The organism is Citrobacter sp. U14242, assembly GCF_046555775.1.
Lineage (GTDB): Bacteria > Pseudomonadota > Gammaproteobacteria > Enterobacterales > Enterobacteriaceae > Citrobacter.
Window position 1 is genome coordinate 124,649 of sequence record NZ_JBKGLW010000012.1, and the last position, 16,215, is coordinate 140,863.

Sequence of the window (16,215 nt, forward strand, 5' to 3'; positions counted from 1 at the left end):
AGTTATAGAGTTTTAGCGTTTTGGTGCTAACGTCAGGTCACAATATGATTTTGTTGGATCAGCTCATCGAGCGTGGTGTGCACGTTCTCCAATGTCACGAGATTAGTTGATTGATAAGTGGTGCCCGTACCATCCCGGTCGATAGACACCACGGTGTTGTTACCATTGGTGGAAACAGTGAGATAGTTGCCGAGCGTGGCGTTCTGCCCATTCCAGCCTACCAACAGGTCGCCGATGTCTATTTTGTCGCCCTGAGCCAGTGAGAAGTTGGTCCAGGTGTCTGCCGTTCCGTTACCGCCCGTTGCATTGCTGGCATTAAGCAGGTGATAAATCAGCGTATCGCCGTAGGCCGAGCCGATGATCACGTCATGCTGCGCGGTGCTTGCCATCTGTGGATTCATATTGATGGTCAGCGTCGCGGTGTCCGTATGCCCGTTTTGGTCGTTAAGCGTATAGGTAAAGGTCTCCTTGCTGGTCATCGACGCCACGGTTGTACCCGGCTTCAGCGTATAGATGTATGAACCATCCAGATTCATGGTCAGTGAGCCATAATGACCCTGAATTGTTGTGCTACTGATGCTGCTGGTCGGATTGAGTGTGGCGGTACTGCCGTTAAAGCCGGTGATAGTGAGCTGGGTATGGACGGTTGAGAGCTGATCGTGCGCGCCAGCGGCATCACTGCCATCAAAAATATTGCCATTCACCGTCGTGGTGTTAACGTCCCAGGTATTGAGGTGCCATGTCGTGCCCGTGACGTTCGGCGTAATGCTGACGTTGCCAACGGCCAGCCCTCCCATCGTCCCTGTGAAGCTGATGCTGTAATGACCCGCGGCTAGCTCGGCATTACCCAGCGAGACGGAAATTGAACTGCCTAACAGGCTGATGGAACTGGCGGGTACAGAGCCTGAAAGCGAGAATCCGTCAGGACCGGTTATGGTCCAGGTTATGCCCAGTGTACCGACGGTGATAAGTGTGCCGATGCTGAAGTTGAGTGTGGCGCCTTTCAGCACGTCATTTGTTGCGATGTCAAACGAACCTGAACCGGTTGCTTTGCTCCCCAGCGTCGGAATTGTCGCTGTGCCCAGCGCGCCGCTTCCGTATGCCGCAGAGTCCTGAACGGTACTCACCGCCATCATGCTGCTGACGTCATTGACTGCGTCCAGCGCCTGCGGGGTCGCCGTAATGTTCAGCGAGGCGCTTCCTGTATCGCCATTGGGGGCTTTGACCGTATAGACGAAACTGTCCGGTGTGCTGATGCTATCGGCACCCAGCCCACTTTTCAGGGTATAGGTATAGTTCCCCTTCGCGTCGATAGACAGGGTGCCGTATTGTCCGTTAATACTGGTGGTGCCCGTCCCGTTAATCGCCACACCATTCACTTCGGTGATGACGCTGTTTATCGGGGCTGAGTCATTGACCAGAATATTACCGTTGGTTACCGCGCTGAGACTGTCCACCGCGTAGGTATGATCCGCCTGAATATTCAGGGTGTAGCTGGTCAGTAACGTCAGACCGCCGGAGGCGTTAAGCAGGAAAAGGTAGTCACCACCCGGCAGCGTAATGGTATACGCCGAAGAGTTGCCGCCCAGTAGTGCCGTAACCCAGTTTGGCTGCACCCGATATTGTTCATACTGCTGAATAGCCTCATTGAAGCGGTAGACATAGAGATCAAAACCGCCAAGCGTCACGCCGAGGACATTAGCCTGGACGGTTAGCGTACGGGTGGCTCCGTCATCAACGTTGAATTTGATCGGGTTGGTCAACCCGTTGACCAGGCTGACGTCGAGGACATCACCCAGCCCGACATTTGCCAGCGTGAAGCCCGTTTGTTTTGATGTCCCGTGGTCGACCGCGATCACCTGGGTTCCGTACGTCAGTGACGCCATATCGTCAGCTGCTGTTACCGTGCTGGTGGTTGGGGCCTGGCCCAGCGTGACAACCAGTTTGGCTGAGGAATGGTCTGTGCCATGCGTCAACGTATAGGTGAAGCTTTCGGAGCGGCCATACACCGATATTGCTGTATTGGTTAGGGTATAGGTATAACTGCCGTCCTGGTTAATATGCAGGATGCCGTATTTACCCTGTACATCCACGCCGCCGGCCGTGACGTTTACCACGTTGCCGTTACCATCGGTAATGGCGGTGACCAGCGTACCGGAAGGAGCGTTATCTTGACCGTTTGTTGGATCGGTATCGGTGATGATGTTACCGGATTTTGTGGTCCCCCCGGTGATTGTTCCGCCGCTGGTTTTCACCACGGCAACGTCCAGGCTGGTGTAAGCGCCGGTCGCCAGCAGGTTAGTGTTGAAGCTGACCACGCGATAATCCCCGCCTGTCAGCCCATCATAATTGAGCGTCACTCCAGAGGCTCCGATGGTCAGCAAACTGGCAAAATCGGGTTTTGAGGTATCGACCACGGTTATCCAGGTGTTGAGCAAGGTGTCATAGCGCTGGATAACTATCTCCATTGAGCTCAATAGTGACAGCACAATGCCGGTCGCCGCGGCGTTGATGGTGATGGCGCCACTACCGCCAGACTGGATGCTGAAATTAACACTTGCCGTGTCGTTACCCAGCACATTGGCGACACTACCCAGTGCGTTCACCAGCAGGAAACCGTAATCGCTTTGATGCTCAGTGCTGACTGTCACGTCAGTCTGTAGCGGCAAACGGGTGACATTATCTTCAGCCAGCAGGGGGAGCACCGGCGCGATGATGCTGGCAGGCGATGACATGTTGCCCGCCGCGTCGGTTGCCGTTGCAGATAACGACTGACCTTCAATCTGGCGTACAGGCAAGGTGGCGCTGTAGACCCCACTGTTGTTGGCGACCGCTGTCACGCTGGTGCCACCGGGCAGGGATATCGTAACCGTACTGCCGGCTTCGGCGATACCGCTCACCGTTCCGCCATCGGCGCTGATCAGCATCGTAGGAGGGGGCGGTGGCGTGGTATCCACAATGACGCTGAACGAGCCAGACAACACGCTCGAGCCGTTGGCATTTGTGGCGTTGGCGGTAAACGCGTGGTTGCCTTCACTGAGGGCGCTGCCTGGCGTAAAACTCCAGATCCCATTCCCGTCTGCGGTTGTGCTACCCATCAACGTGCCGTTGTTATACAGGTTGATAACGGCGTTTGCCTGCGCAGTTCCGTTCAGTGTCGGGCGGGTATCATTCGTTGTTTTCCCGGCGGTGACCAGGCCCGTGATGGTGCCGACATCATCGAATACGCTGGAAATAATCGGCGCTGGCGGAACACCGGTAAACGGGGCCAGTACGTTGCCTGGGGTACCGATGTTACCGGCGGTATCCTGAGCGCTAACCAGCAGCGTTTGTCCGCTAATTTGCGGTGGATTCAGGGTAAAGGTGAAGTTACCGGAAGCATTCGCTGTTGTGGTGCCGAGTACCGTTCCGCTGCTGGAGGTGATAATGACCGTACTGTTCGCTTCGGCCACGCCGGTTAACATCGTACCATTGGCATTGACCGCCAGCCCGGTTGGAACTCCGGGTGCGATGGTATCGACCACAATGGCTGCCGCAGACGATAATCCACTGGTATTCCCCGCAGCATCTGTCGCTGTGATGGTAAAAGAATGTGCCCCTTGAGCCAGAGCCGTGGACGGCGTGTAATTCCAGTTGCCGGTGCTGTCAGCCGTTACGCTGATGACAAAACTGCCATTATCATAAATATCGACTCGCGCGTTGGCCTCTGTGGAGCCGTTCAGGGTTGGGCGTGAGTCATTGGTGGGCTGGTTGCTGCCAATCGCACCGGTGTTGGGGCCAACATCATCAATAATGCTACTTATTGAAGGCTGCGCAGGAGCTGCGGTGTCCACCACCACGGTAAAACCTGTTGTTGCGCCGCTGGTATTACCTGCCGCATCGGTAGTGGTCACGGTGAAGGTATGGGACCCGGTCGCGAGCGGCGTGGTTGGGGTAAATGTCCAGCTATTATTGCTTTGCACCAGCGCAGTACCAAGCAGAGTGTTCCCGTCATAGATACTGACAGTGCTACCGGCTTCGGCGGTACCGTTGAGCGTTGGGCGGGCATCGTTGGTTAGCTGCCCATTGCTCAGCGCTGCATTGAAAACACCGCCTGCGATGTCATCTATGACCGAAATCAGTTGTGGGATCGGCGGTGGGTTCGTATCGACATTAATAATAAATCCGCTTGAGGTGGCACCGATATTGCCTGCAGCGTCTGTGGCGATAGCAGTGAATGTATGTTGCCCGTTGCTCAGTGTGGGTGGCAGATATTCCCATGTTCCATCTATTGTGGCTGTTACCGTCCCCAGCAGCGTGCCGTTATCGTAAATGGCAATCCGGGCGTTGGCCTCCGCCGAACCGCTCAGTACGGGGCGGGTGTCGTTGGTCCAGGCGCCGCTCGACAGTGTCCCGGTGCCCGGAAGCACGTCATCAAATGCCTGAATGATTGTCGGTGCCAGCGGGACGACAGTGTCTACAATCAGGGCAAACCCGGCAGACGAAGCACTGACGTTGCTGGCCGCGTCCGTAGATGTCACCGTCAGCGTGTGGTTACCGTTGCTCAGCGCTGTTCCCGGCGTGAAAATCCATGCTCCGCCCCCGTCTGCCAAAACAGTGCCGATCAGCGTACCGTTGTCGTAAATTTTGACCGTTGAATTGGCCTCCGCCGTGCCGCTGAGGGTAGGGCGCGCATCGTTTGTCACCTGACCGTTATTCAGATTACCCGTCAGCGGGCCGACATCATCTGCTACCTGAGAAATGACGGGGATACCCGGCGATACGGTATCAATCGTGAGCGTAAAGCCGGTGGAGGCAGAACTGGTATTGCCCGCGCTGTCGGTGGCGGTGACGGTCAATGTATGCGGTCCGTTGCTCAGCGCATCCGTTGGGGTAAAGTTCCAGATACCGCCTGCGCCCACGGTGGTGGTGCCAATGGGTTGGCCATCGCTCAGAACGGTAATGGTCGCCCCCACTTCGCCAGTGCCGCTCAGTCCCGGACGGGTTTCGTTCGTCGTTTGACCGTTACTGATAGGCCCGGTGGAGGGGGCCGTGTTGTCTTGCACCGTACTGATGACCGGCGCTACGGGCGCAATAGAATCCAGTTCGAGGGTAAAGGATGAAGAAGCTCCCCCGGTATTACCGGCTAAATCGGTGGCCGTTGCGGTGAAGACGTGCTGCCCCTGACTTAGCGCGTTTTCCGGTGTAAAAGTCCAGTTGCCCGATTCGTCTACCCGTGCGGTACCTATTTCGATGCCTTTATCTTTTATCGTGATAGTCGCACCGGCTTCCCCTTTGCCGTTTAGCGTAGGCTGGGCGTCGTTGGTCAGTTGCCCGTTAGCCAGCGATGTATTGCCAGGTTGATCGTCAATGACTGAGGTGATGATCGGTGCGGCGGGCGGGAGTGTGTCGACGACCAGAACGAAAGGTGGGCTTGCCGGGCTGATATTACCAGCACCATCCGTGACGGTTGCGGTTAACGAATGATTGCCTTCACTAAGTGCTGGAGCCGGTGTAAAGCTCCAGTTGCCGTTTTCATCGCTGGTGGTGGTGCCAATTACCGCGCCATTATCGCGAACAGTGACCACAGAGTCTGCTTCAGTGACGCCAGCAAGCGTTGGCGTGTTGTCGTTGGTTGACTGCCCGGAGGTGAGCGTCTGGGTCGTGCCAACGTTGTCCGTTACCGTGACAATGGACGGCGCGTCCGGGACTAAGCTATCGACAATGATCCGAAAATCGTCGGATGCGACTCCCTGATTACCCGCCGCGTCGGTGGCGCGCACGGTGAAGTCATGCGTGCCTTCTTCCAATCCTTCTGCCGGAGTAAAACTCCAGAATCCGTTGTTGTTTACCGTGGTTGTGGCATAAGCGATACCGTTATCGTAGAGGGTGATGGTTGCGCCCGCTTCGCCGGTTCCATTTAAGGTTGGGCGTGAGTCATTGGTAATTTGCCCTTTATCCAGCGACCCGGTGCCGGGTGAAACATCATCGACAATGTGGGTGATGGTTGGTGCCAGTGGCGCGGTGGTGTCGATGGTAATGGCATAATTGGGCGACTGACCGCTGGATATTGAGTTGACGGTTTGTGACACGCTGAAATTATAAGTTGTGCCATTTGTCAGTGCCGTAGGCAGTTGATAACTCCACGCGCCAGAAACGGCATCGGCAGTTACCGTGGTGAGGAGTGCGCCGTTCTGGAAAATGCTGACCGTTGCTCCCGCCGTGGCGGTTCCTTGCAACAGCGGTAAGGTGTCGTTGGTGGTGTTACCGTTGCCGATTAAGCCTATGCCGGGGGCAACGTCGTCCACGATGTCAAGTGTCGGCGGGTGTGGCACGCTGGATGTGGCAGCGGTAAACAGTGTGGGATTGCTCTGGTTACCCGCAGGATCCTGGGCGATGGCATTCAGTGCCTGACCTGCCGTTTGCGCCGGTGAAATCGTGATGGCGTAATTTCCTGAACCGTCTGCGACTCCCTGACCGAGAACCGTCGTTCCGTTGCGAATAATGACGGTGCTGCCAATTTCGGCTGTACCGCTTACCTGTGTACCATCAGGGTTAATGCTAGTCACGATTGGGTCGCCGGGGGGCAGCGTATCAATTTTCAACGTCACCGGATTGCCTGCCGACAGCACGTTGCCAGCAGCATCTTCGGCACCGAAAGTTAGCGTGTGGGTGGTATTGGGTGTGAGGGGAACATCCACACTCCAGGTGCCATTTGCGGCAACGGTGGCAGTAGCAACAGGATTGCTACCCTCATAAATGAATACGGTACTGCCCGGCGTGCCGGTCCCACTGATCGTCGGGGTGGTATCGTCCGTCACACCACCGCTGGTCAGTGAGCCAGTAATGACGCCGACATTATCCTGAATATCCGTTACCTGCGGCTGGGTCAGCGTTGTTGTGTTAACCGTAAACGAGACGCTGTTTGAGCTGCCACTGGCGTTACCTGCTGCATCGGTGGCGGTGGCGGTCAGCGTGTAGCTTCCGTTTGCCAGCGCAGTTCCGGGAGTGATACTCCAGACGCCGCCAACCACCGTAGTGGTGCCGATCACCGTACTGCCGTTGTACAGGGTGATGATGTCACCGCTGATGCCAGTTCCGCGAATGGTCGGGGTTGTGTCATCGGTTATCGCGTTGGGGGCGAGATCGCCCTGGAAGCCGCCGACGTTATCATTGGCGGCGATAATCACCGGAGGAGCAGATGGTGTGGTGTCGATTTCCAGGTTAGTCGCTACTGATGGCAGGCTGACGTTGCCTGCAGGATCGGTTGCGGTGATGGTTATCTGGTAACTGCCTGGGGCTACAGGGACGGGTGGCGTAAAGCTCCAGGTACCGTCTGCGCCAACCGTTGCCGTACCTTGCAATGGCGGAGTACCGCTAAGATAAATGGTAATCAGATCCCCGGCGCTTCCCGTACCGCTGAAGGTTGGCGTGGTATCGTTGGTGATGCCGTTGGTGATAATTCCTGTTATCGGATTGGCATCATCAGTGATGGTTGGTGGTTCGGGTTTCGCTGGTGGTAGGTTATCCACCGTCAGCGTAAAGCCCGCCGATGGGATCCCTGTGTTGCCCGCGGCGTCGGTCGCCGTGGCGGTGAATTTATGCGGCCCATCTGCAAGTGAGGTTGGGGTAAATGTCCATGTGCCGTCTGGCTGTACGGTAGCGACGCCAGCGAGGCTGCCATTATCATAAATCGTAATTGTCGCGCCCGGTTCACCTGTTCCGGACAGTTTGGGGTTGTCGCTTTTCGTACTGCCGCCATTACTCAGTACTTTAGTTTCAAGGCCAATAAGCCCTTCCGCTGAGGTGATGATCGGGGCCGCGGGTGGCGTTGTATCGACAGTCAGCATGAAACTTCCGGCGGTACTGGCGTTACCTGCCGCATCTGTCGCGATAGCTGACAATGTGTGCGAGCCTTCACTAAGTGGTTGGGTGACCGGAAAACTCCAGGTTCCTCCGGCCACAACTGTGGTCGTTCCAATAGGGGTGGCACCATCGTAGATAGTGATGGTGGATCCAACTTCTCCGGTCCCCTTCAGTGACGGCAGGTTATCGTTTGAGCGGCTACCAGAAGGCAAGTCAACGGGTGCATTTCCGACGTTATCGGTGGCGGCTGAAATGGCGGGTACCCCTGGAAGCTGGGTGTCAACGGTAATGGTGACAGCAACGGGGGAGGTGACGACGTTACCGGCGGCATCCGTTGCGGATACCGTAAAACGATGGTCGCGTTCGGCAAGCTGCTTGTTGTCCGGGACGGTATAGCTCCAGGTACCTGACTTGTCGATGAGCATCACCGTCATCAGCAAACCGTTATCATACAGGTTCACCAGCGAGCCTGGCTCGCCGGTCCCTGAGAGGGTCGGCGTGTTGTCGTTGGTTATCCCGTTGTTATTCGCGATGTTACCGGTGATGGTTCCGACGTCATCGTTAATCAGAGTAATGACCGGGACGGTCGGCGCGACGCTATCGACAATAATTTTCCAACTGGCGGCGCTACTGGTGTTGTTGGCGGCATCGGTTGCCGTAACCGTAAACACGTGTGCGCCCTGGCTCAGCGCAGTGGTCGGCGTGTAGTCCCAGTTACCATTAATATCGGCGGTAATGGTGGTTAGCAGGGTGCCATTATCGTAAATTTTTACCTGCGAGCCCGCTTCGGCAGTGCCCTTAATTTCCGGTTTATCGTCGTTTGTCAGCGTGTTGTTATCAATTTTTCCGATGACATCGGGAACATCGTCTAAGACGGCAATAATAATCGGTTGGTCTGGCGTGGTAATATCCGGAGCCAGCGCGGAAGTGGGCAGACTTTCGTTGCCAGCACTGTCCGTTGCGGTCACTTTTACCGTTTCACCATTGATTTGTGACGGGGTGATTGACACAACAAAGTGACCACCGCTGTCTGCCTGACCCACGCCAATCGTATTCCCGTTGCTGTTTTTTACGGTGATGGTGCTGCCGATTTCAGCATGTCCACTCACTGAACCACCATCCCCGGCGACGATCACCCCTGTCGGTGCTTCCGGTGCGGTGCTGTCTGGTGCTGTGACTGCAGTGTTACCACTGGTATTGCCTGCTGCATCCGTTGCATTGGCGATAAGATGTTCGCCGTTAGTTTGTGGCGGAACCAGTGTGGCGGTGAAATCTCCGTCAGCATCAGCGGTGGTTGTGCCAATGATAGTGCCACCAGGATTGAGAATATGTACGGTACTGTTGGGCTCTGCCGTGCCGGAAACCTGATCGCCCGCGTTATTGATTGTCAGGTTTGTGGGCGGTAGCGGGGCGGTGATATCGGGAGCGATCGCCGTTTCAGGCAAACTCGGGTTTCCTGCCGGATCGGTAGCGATAGCGGTTATGGTTTCGCCATTGGTTTGCGGTGGGTTTAGGGTGATAGTAAACGAGCCATCTGGCCCGGTAACACCACTGCCGATTAACTGATTGTTATTGTCGGTTATCGTCACGGTACTGCCGGGTTCAGCCGTACCCGTGACGAAAGCACCATCGGCGGACACGTTCAGATCGTCTGGTGATAACGGCGGCTGAGTATCGATAGTGATATTGAATGCCGTCGACATTCCCCCCGTACCCAGGTGGTTGGTTGCCGTAACGGTGAAGGCATATGGGCCATCCCGCAAGTTTGTGCTGGAGGTCCAGTCCCAACGACCGTTGCTGTCGGCGACGACGCTGTCGACATATGCTCCGTTATTGTAAATTTTAACCGTACTGTTAGCGTCAGCTGTCCCGGAAAGCGTTGGGGTCGCATCATTAGTGGACTGATTGTTGGTCAATGGCCCAACGGAGGGGGCGACATCATCCATAACGCTGACAATCACAGGTACGCCTGGATAACCGGAATTTGAGGCACTGAATGCGGTATCTGGCCCGATATTGCCTGCTTCATCCTGAATCTTTGCTGTCAGCGTTTCACCATGTGTTTGCGAGGGCGATATGCCAATAGTGAAGGTGCCGCCTGAACCGACGAGTGCTGAGCCCAGAACCTGGTTGTTACTGCCAATGATAGTGACAGTGCTTCCTGGCTCTGCACTACCCGTTACCGTGGTGCCTTCCTGATTCACTGAAGAAATTATTGCAGCGGCAGGTGGGGTGATATCGATGGTAATGACCCAACTGTCCGACATTGCGCTGCTGCCCGCATTGTTTGATGCGCTGACCGTAAACTGGTGAGTACCTTCCGCGAGCGGGGAAGATGGCGTAAACGTCCAGTTTCCGTTGGCATCGATAGTGACCTGGCCTATTTCGGTACCGTTATCGAAAATATGTAAGGTTGCGTTCGCGGGGCCAGTGCCCTGCAGTTCTGGCGTATTATCATTAGTAGACGTCTGTTGATTGACGAGACCAGTAATGGGAGCCTGATTGTCAGTGACGCTGGTAATCATCGGCACAGTGGGTATCGTGGGTGTTGTTGTGGGGGGGGAGCCGCCATCACCATTTCCTTCGTTGCCGTTGCCAGCATTATTGCCGTTGCCAGCATTATTGCCGTTGCCAGCATTATTGCCATTGCCAGCATTATTGTCACCGTCACCGTCACCGTCACCGTCACCGCCACCGCCACCGCCACCGCCACCGCCGCCTGCGGCGAGGCCGATTCCCCCAGCCACGGCGACCCCGCCAAGAACCCAGGGCCAAACTGCGCCGCCTTCATGACTGGCGTCACTCGCCATCAATGGGGTGAGATCGTCCAGATGCTGGTAGTGGAATGCGCCATCCGTATCCTGAACCCACCATAGCGCACCGTTGCTATCTTCAAGTACGAGCTGGCTTTGTTCATCACCTTTTCCAACGTAAAAGTTTTTAATTGTGATGGTTTCACCGGAGCGGAGTGTGACAATCAGATCCTGATTTATGCGGGTAAGCTGACTGATTTCTTCACGAGAAACAGACAGCTTCACGATGGAAGGTGAATTGAGCGTGACTTCAGAAGCTTCAATATTTGTGGAAACACCAGTCAATTTTGATACAACGGCGAGTAGACGCATATATTCACTCCTGATGAGAGGCCGAGAGTATTAATCCACAATAGCGTGTTGGGAAAATGAGCTGACAGATGCCCGTTCATCATATGGATGAGTTTGCACGTGTGATTTCATTGATTAAGTCACGCAGATATCAGTTTGTTTATCGAATACGTCAGGGCCCTTGAGTCTGAATAGTTCTTTCGTATTAGATGATATAGTCAGAAAGGATGTATTACGCAAATTATCTATATTAAAAATACATTGAGGTAATTGAAAAGGATACTTTCCAGTACATGTTTGGGTTGCTGTTGAAATGCAACTCACTGTATGTATGGTTGTTTTTCTTCTGTGGTGTTCTTTATAAAGTCAATAAACACCAGTAATAATAGTGTTATTGATAAGGTGTAAAATATAAACAATACACTCTTGAACTTTTATTTTATTAAGCTATGGGCCCGATAAAATAATGGGGGGCTATTTTAGGTTTTAACGATTCAGCGGTGTAAAAACTATAATTTTGGTGAATATAATGGATGGGTTCAATAACTAAACAATAAGGGCCAGCCTCGTGATGAGAGACTGGCTGCTGAGAAAGGATTTATCGACCTGCATTTTTCATAATACGAGCTTTGTCCAGCTGCCACTCACGTTCTTTTACATCGGAACGCTTGTCGTGCTGTTTCTTCCCTTTTGCGACACCAATTTTGACTTTGCACCAGGCATTCTTCCAGTACAGAGAGAGTGCCACAACGGTGTAACCGTCACGATTCATGCGCCCATATAAGGAGTCGAGTTCGCGTTGGTTTAACAGAAGCTTACGGGTGCGAGTAGGGTCACACACGACGTGGGTTGAGGCAACGGCCATCGGCGTGAAGTTGGCGCCAAACAGGAACGCTTCGCCGTCTTTGAGAATGACATAGCTATCGCCAATATTGGCCTTTCCTGCGCGCAGGGATTTGACTTCCCAGCCTTGCAGTGCGAGTCCAGCCTCGAACTCTTCTTCGATAAAGTATTCGTGTCGTGCGCGCTTGTTGAGCGCGATTGTGGCTGAGCCAGGTTTGTGTGCTTTTTTCTTCGTCATAATGCCGCTCAGTATAGGTAATCTGGAATTGAAAAACACCCCATTTCATCCAGCGGGGCGCAAGGCGCTATCTTAGCACGAGTTGGGCTATAGCGTTTTTTTTAGCGGATGATAAATGGTATTATTTGCACGATTGATATTGATGGAAATTGTTATGCCTCAGATTAGCCGGACCGCTTTAGTACCTTACAGTGCGGAACAGATGTATCAGTTAGTGAATGATGTTAAATCCTATCCTCAGTTTTTACCGGGTTGCACCGGAAGCCGTGTCCTGGAGTCGACTCCGGGGCAGATGACAGCGGCTGTGGATGTTTCTAAAGCAGGGATTAGCAAAACGTTCACCACGCGTAATCAACTGACCAGTAACCAGAGCATCCTTATGCATCTGGTCGATGGGCCGTTCAAAAAACTCATTGGGGGCTGGAAGTTTACGCCGCTGAGCCAGGAAGCCTGTCGCATTGAATTTCATCTTGATTTTGAGTTCACGAATAAACTGATCGAACTGGCATTTGGCCGTATCTTTAAAGAGCTGGCGTCGAACATGGTGCAGGCCTTCACGGTTCGCGCAAAAGAGGTTTACAGTGTCAGTGTCGGCTAAGATTGTCGTTGAAGTCGCGTACGCGCTGCCGGAGAAACAGTATCTACAGCGCGTGACGTTGCAGCAGGGCGCCACCGTCGAAGAAGCGATTCGCGCCTCTGGATTGCTGGAACTACGTACTGATATCGATCTCAGCAAAAATAAGGTGGGCATCTACAGCCGACCGGTAAAGCTTGCTGATGTCGTACATGATGGCGATCGGGTGGAAATCTATCGACCGTTGATTGCTGATCCGAAAGAACTGCGCAGGCAGCGGGCAGAGAAATCGGCAAACAAACCAAGTAATGCCTGATATCGCTTTGCTTATCAGGACTGCAGGGACTGCACTATACGTTTAAAGATTGCAGTTTTTAGGTCTGGTAAGGCGCTTACGCTGCTATCCAACATAGTATGGACCGCGTTTGCTAATAAAAAAGGTGCTCATTGAGCACCTTTTTTTCTCTCAAACCTACTTGTTGTCGGTCAGGGCAGGTTTGTTATCAATGTTGGTCAATACACCACTGCTGTTAAAGGTCAGCGTCAGCGTTTGCTGCGTCACACCTTCATGTCCCGGCTGCTGACGGAACACATAAAACCAGGTATTGGTGCCAAAAGGATCGGACATCATTGGTGTACCCAGAGCATAAGCAACCTGTTGTTGCGTCATACCCGTACGTACTTTAGCAACATCAGTAGGTGTCAGATAGTTTCCCTGGTTGATGTCAGGGCGGTAAACCACTCGCTCCAGAGTGGAACAGCCTGCGGTCAACATCAGTAGTACTGCTGCAGCAGCAGTCAGCGTTTTACAGCGCATAGTGATTTGATTCCTTTTCGGGCCCGAGCAGTACGCGGCTCATATGTAATATGCCGATGATAATAGACCTTTCACCACTTTAAAACCTTTTGCTGTCAGGTCAGTCGGCGATTTTATGTTGAACTCAGACCTTAGCAAGGTAAAAAAGTTTATGCTGCCAGCAGTTCTTTTGCATTCGCGAGGGTATTACGCGTGACTTCGCTACCGCCAAGTAAGCGAGCGAGCTCCTGCAGACGTGCGCGTTTATCCAGCGCCTGCATATGTGTTTCAGTCATTGCGCCGTCCGTTTCTTTGCTGACATAGAAATGCTGATGACCGCAACCCGCAACCTGTGGCAAGTGGGTGACACACATCACCTGAGTTGATTCACCCAACTGGCGCAGTAGCTTACCCACAACCGCTGCCGTCGGACCACTGATACCAACGTCAACTTCATCAAAAATCAGTGCAGGGGTTTCCATTTTACGCGCAGTAATCACCTGAATGGCCAGTGCGATACGCGACAGTTCTCCACCAGAAGCGACTTTCGCAATCGGCTGCAGCGGTTGGCCCGGGTTCGTGGTGACCTTAAATTCAACGCGATCGGCTCCGTCTATGCTCAGATGGTGTTCATCAAACCTCACATCGATGCAAAAGAGTCCGTGCGGCATTGAGAGAGCATGCATGCTTTCTGTGATGAGTTTCCCCAATTCCTGAGCGTAATGCTGGCGTTGGCGGTGCAATATTTTTGCCGTTTCCAGCGCCTGCTGGTGGTGCGTGTTTACCGCCAGGGTTAAGGTTTCGAGCGAGTCAGCCTGATCGTCAAGCTGCTGTTGTTCATCAAGCAGGGACTGGTAAAACTGTGGCAATGCTTCAGGGGCGACGTGATGCTTACGCGCCAGAGAGATTTGCTTAGAAATACGCTGTTCAAGCTCAAACAAACGATTAGGGTCCAAATCCAGGCGATCACAATAGTGTCGCAGTTCGTCGCTGGCTTCGCTGAGCTGAATAGTCGCCTCTTCCAGCATGTCCAGAATACCGGAGAGCTTGCCGTCCATGCCCACCAGTTCACTGACCAGCTGTTTGGCTGTGTGTAACTGGCTTTGCAGGTTAATGTCTTCGCCATCGGCCATGATAGCCAGCGCTTGCTGGCTGGTGGTGAGCAACTGCCCGCTGTTAGCCAGACGCTTGTACTCTTCATCAATTTGCTCAAACTCGCCCACCTGCGGGTTAAATTCGTTCAACTCTTTTAACTGATATTGCAACAGTTCTGCCCGGGCAGCGCGTTCCTGGCTTTGTTGCTGATGATGGGCCAGGTCGCGGCAGCTCTGATGCCATAGCTGGTAGCGTGCGGACATTTCCTGAATCAGCGAGGCTTCATTAGCGTAACCATCAAGCAGGGACTTTTGGTGTTCCGATTTTGTCAGGAGCTGATGCGCGTGCTGGCCATGGATTTGAATCAGCAACTGACCCAGTTCGCGAAGCTGTGACAGGGGAACGGCTGTGCCATTGATAAAGCCGCGGGAGCGTCCGTCGCTGCTGATGACGCGGCGTAACAAACACTCACGACCTTCTTCAAGCTGGTTTTCTTCCAGCCAGCGTAGCGCCGCAGGAGTGTCTTTTAAAGAGAAACGCGCACACAGATCGGCGCGAGTGGCATCTGTACGCACCATGTCGGCATCTGCCCGCCCGCCCAGACACAACCCGAGAGCATCAATGGCAATGGATTTACCCGCGCCGGTCTCACCAGTGATGACGGTCATTCCGCTTTGGAAATCGATCTCCAGTTCACGAACGATAGCAAAATTGCTGATGGTCAGTTGTGCCAACATAGTTGTTTTCCTGTATGAAAAACCATAACTGTAATTACATACAGTATAAACTGGTTTTTTATACAGTAAAGAGGTTGGCGTTAAATTAGAATAATTTTTTTGACCAGCCTAACTTAGTGCTTAATGTGTTGAAATAGCTGTAATCTTTTGGATGAATCAGATTCAGGTGATAATCACAGCGACGAATCAATACGTCTTCGCCTTCCTGTATAGGTAAGGCAATCTGGCTGTCGCAGCTGATCTCCAGGTCATTACGGCGGTGCGAGAAGCGCAGGCGAATCGTGCTGTTGCTGTTAATCACCAGCGGGCGCGCGGAGAGCGTATGTGGGAACATCGGTACCAGCGTAATGGCATCCAGGGAAGGTGTGAGAATGGGACCTCCGGCAGACAGCGAGTAGGCGGTAGACCCAGTTGGTGTGGAGATAATCAATCCGTCTGAACGCTGAGAGAAGGCAAAAATTTCATCTATATAGACTTCAAATTCAATCATGTGTGCAACTTTGCCTGGATGCAACACCACTTCATTGATTGCGGTACTGATGCGCTTCTGGCAGTCCTGCTGGCAGACCTGTGCTTCAAGTAAAAAACGTTTTTCGCTGATATAATGACCTTCCAGTACATCGGCTAATTGCTGTTGGGCATTGTCCGGGTCAAGATCGGTCAGAAAACCGAGGTTACCGCGGTTAATCCCGATGACCTTGATGTCGTAACGCGCAAGCGTGCGTGCGGCCCCAAGCATATTGCCGTCACCACCGACAACCACCGCGAGGTCCGCCTGTTGACCAATCTCTGCCAGCGTACCGGTCTGCACATTTTTCAGTTGGAGCTCATGGGCGATTTGTTGCTCCACGATAACCTCATAACCTTTCGTGCATAACCAGCGGTAGAGCATTTCATGTGTTGTCAGTGCAGTGGGGTGACGTGGATGCCCCACAATGCCAATACACTTGAAATGTTTGTTCATTTTCTCGAGGTCCTTGTAA

Annotated in this window: 7 protein-coding genes; 2 read left to right on the forward strand and 5 right to left on the reverse strand. The window is 53.4% G+C overall.

Going from position 1 to position 16,215, the window contains the following annotated elements; translation table 11 throughout:
- Positions 1 to 32: 32 nt before the first annotated feature.
- Both ACLJXE_RS19760 and smpB read right to left on the reverse strand, forming a co-directional pair.
- Entirely contained in the window at positions 33 to 10,970 is a 10,938-nt protein-coding gene (locus ACLJXE_RS19760; protein ID WP_410751785.1) for a BapA/Bap/LapF family large adhesin, read from the reverse strand.
- 577 nt (positions 10,971 to 11,547) lie between these two features.
- Positions 11,548 to 12,030 carry an SsrA-binding protein SmpB gene (smpB, locus tag ACLJXE_RS19765; RefSeq protein WP_003031211.1) on the reverse strand — a complete coding sequence of 161 codons (483 nt, stop codon included), beginning with the start codon at positions 12,028 to 12,030 and terminating at the stop codon, positions 11,548 to 11,550.
- Between the two features lie 154 nt (positions 12,031 to 12,184).
- Between smpB and ratA the strand changes: the two genes are divergently transcribed.
- On the forward strand, positions 12,185 to 12,628 hold the full coding sequence (ratA, locus tag ACLJXE_RS19770; RefSeq protein ID WP_040234063.1) for a type II toxin-antitoxin system toxin RatA: 444 nt from the start codon (positions 12,185 to 12,187) through the stop codon (positions 12,626 to 12,628).
- Positions 12,618 to 12,920, forward strand: a complete 303-nt coding sequence (locus ACLJXE_RS19775; RefSeq protein WP_410751786.1) for an RnfH family protein — start codon at positions 12,618 to 12,620, stop codon at positions 12,918 to 12,920. The genes ratA and ACLJXE_RS19775 overlap by 11 nt, the downstream gene beginning before the upstream one ends.
- Positions 12,921 to 13,076: 156 nt before the next feature.
- Here the strand turns inward: ACLJXE_RS19775 and bamE are convergent, their stop codons facing one another.
- The 3 genes from bamE to nadK all read right to left on the reverse strand — a co-directional run bounded on the left by bamE (position 13,077) and on the right by nadK (position 16,196).
- Entirely contained in the window at positions 13,077 to 13,421 is a 345-nt protein-coding gene (bamE, locus tag ACLJXE_RS19780; RefSeq protein ID WP_003826401.1) for an outer membrane protein assembly factor BamE, read from the reverse strand.
- A 149-nt stretch (positions 13,422 to 13,570) separates the two neighbouring features.
- Entirely contained in the window at positions 13,571 to 15,232 is a 1,662-nt protein-coding gene (gene recN, locus ACLJXE_RS19785) for a DNA repair protein RecN (protein ID WP_410751787.1), read from the reverse strand.
- An 85-nt stretch (positions 15,233 to 15,317) separates the two neighbouring features.
- Complete coding sequence (gene nadK / locus ACLJXE_RS19790) at positions 15,318 to 16,196, reverse strand: NAD(+) kinase (protein ID WP_137383492.1); 879 nt, start codon at positions 16,194 to 16,196, stop codon at positions 15,318 to 15,320.
- Between the last annotated feature and the right edge of the window lie 19 nt (positions 16,197 to 16,215).

What these genes read in the sequence shown, in the direction of transcription:
- ACLJXE_RS19760 (WP_410751785.1), bottom strand. Translation starts at nt 10,970, where the DNA reads ATGCGTCTACTCGCCGTTGTATCAAAATTGACTGGTGTTTCCACAAAT.
- smpB (WP_003031211.1), bottom strand. Translation starts at nt 12,030, where the DNA reads ATGACGAAGAAAAAAGCACACAAACCTGGCTCAGCCACAATCGCGCTC.
- ratA (WP_040234063.1), top strand. Translation starts at nt 12,185, where the DNA reads ATGCCTCAGATTAGCCGGACCGCTTTAGTACCTTACAGTGCGGAACAG.
- bamE (WP_003826401.1), bottom strand. Translation starts at nt 13,421, where the DNA reads ATGCGCTGTAAAACGCTGACTGCTGCTGCAGCAGTACTACTGATGTTG.
- recN (WP_410751787.1), bottom strand. Translation starts at nt 15,232, where the DNA reads ATGTTGGCACAACTGACCATCAGCAATTTTGCTATCGTTCGTGAACTG.
- nadK (WP_137383492.1), bottom strand. Translation starts at nt 16,196, where the DNA reads ATGAACAAACATTTCAAGTGTATTGGCATTGTGGGGCATCCACGTCAC.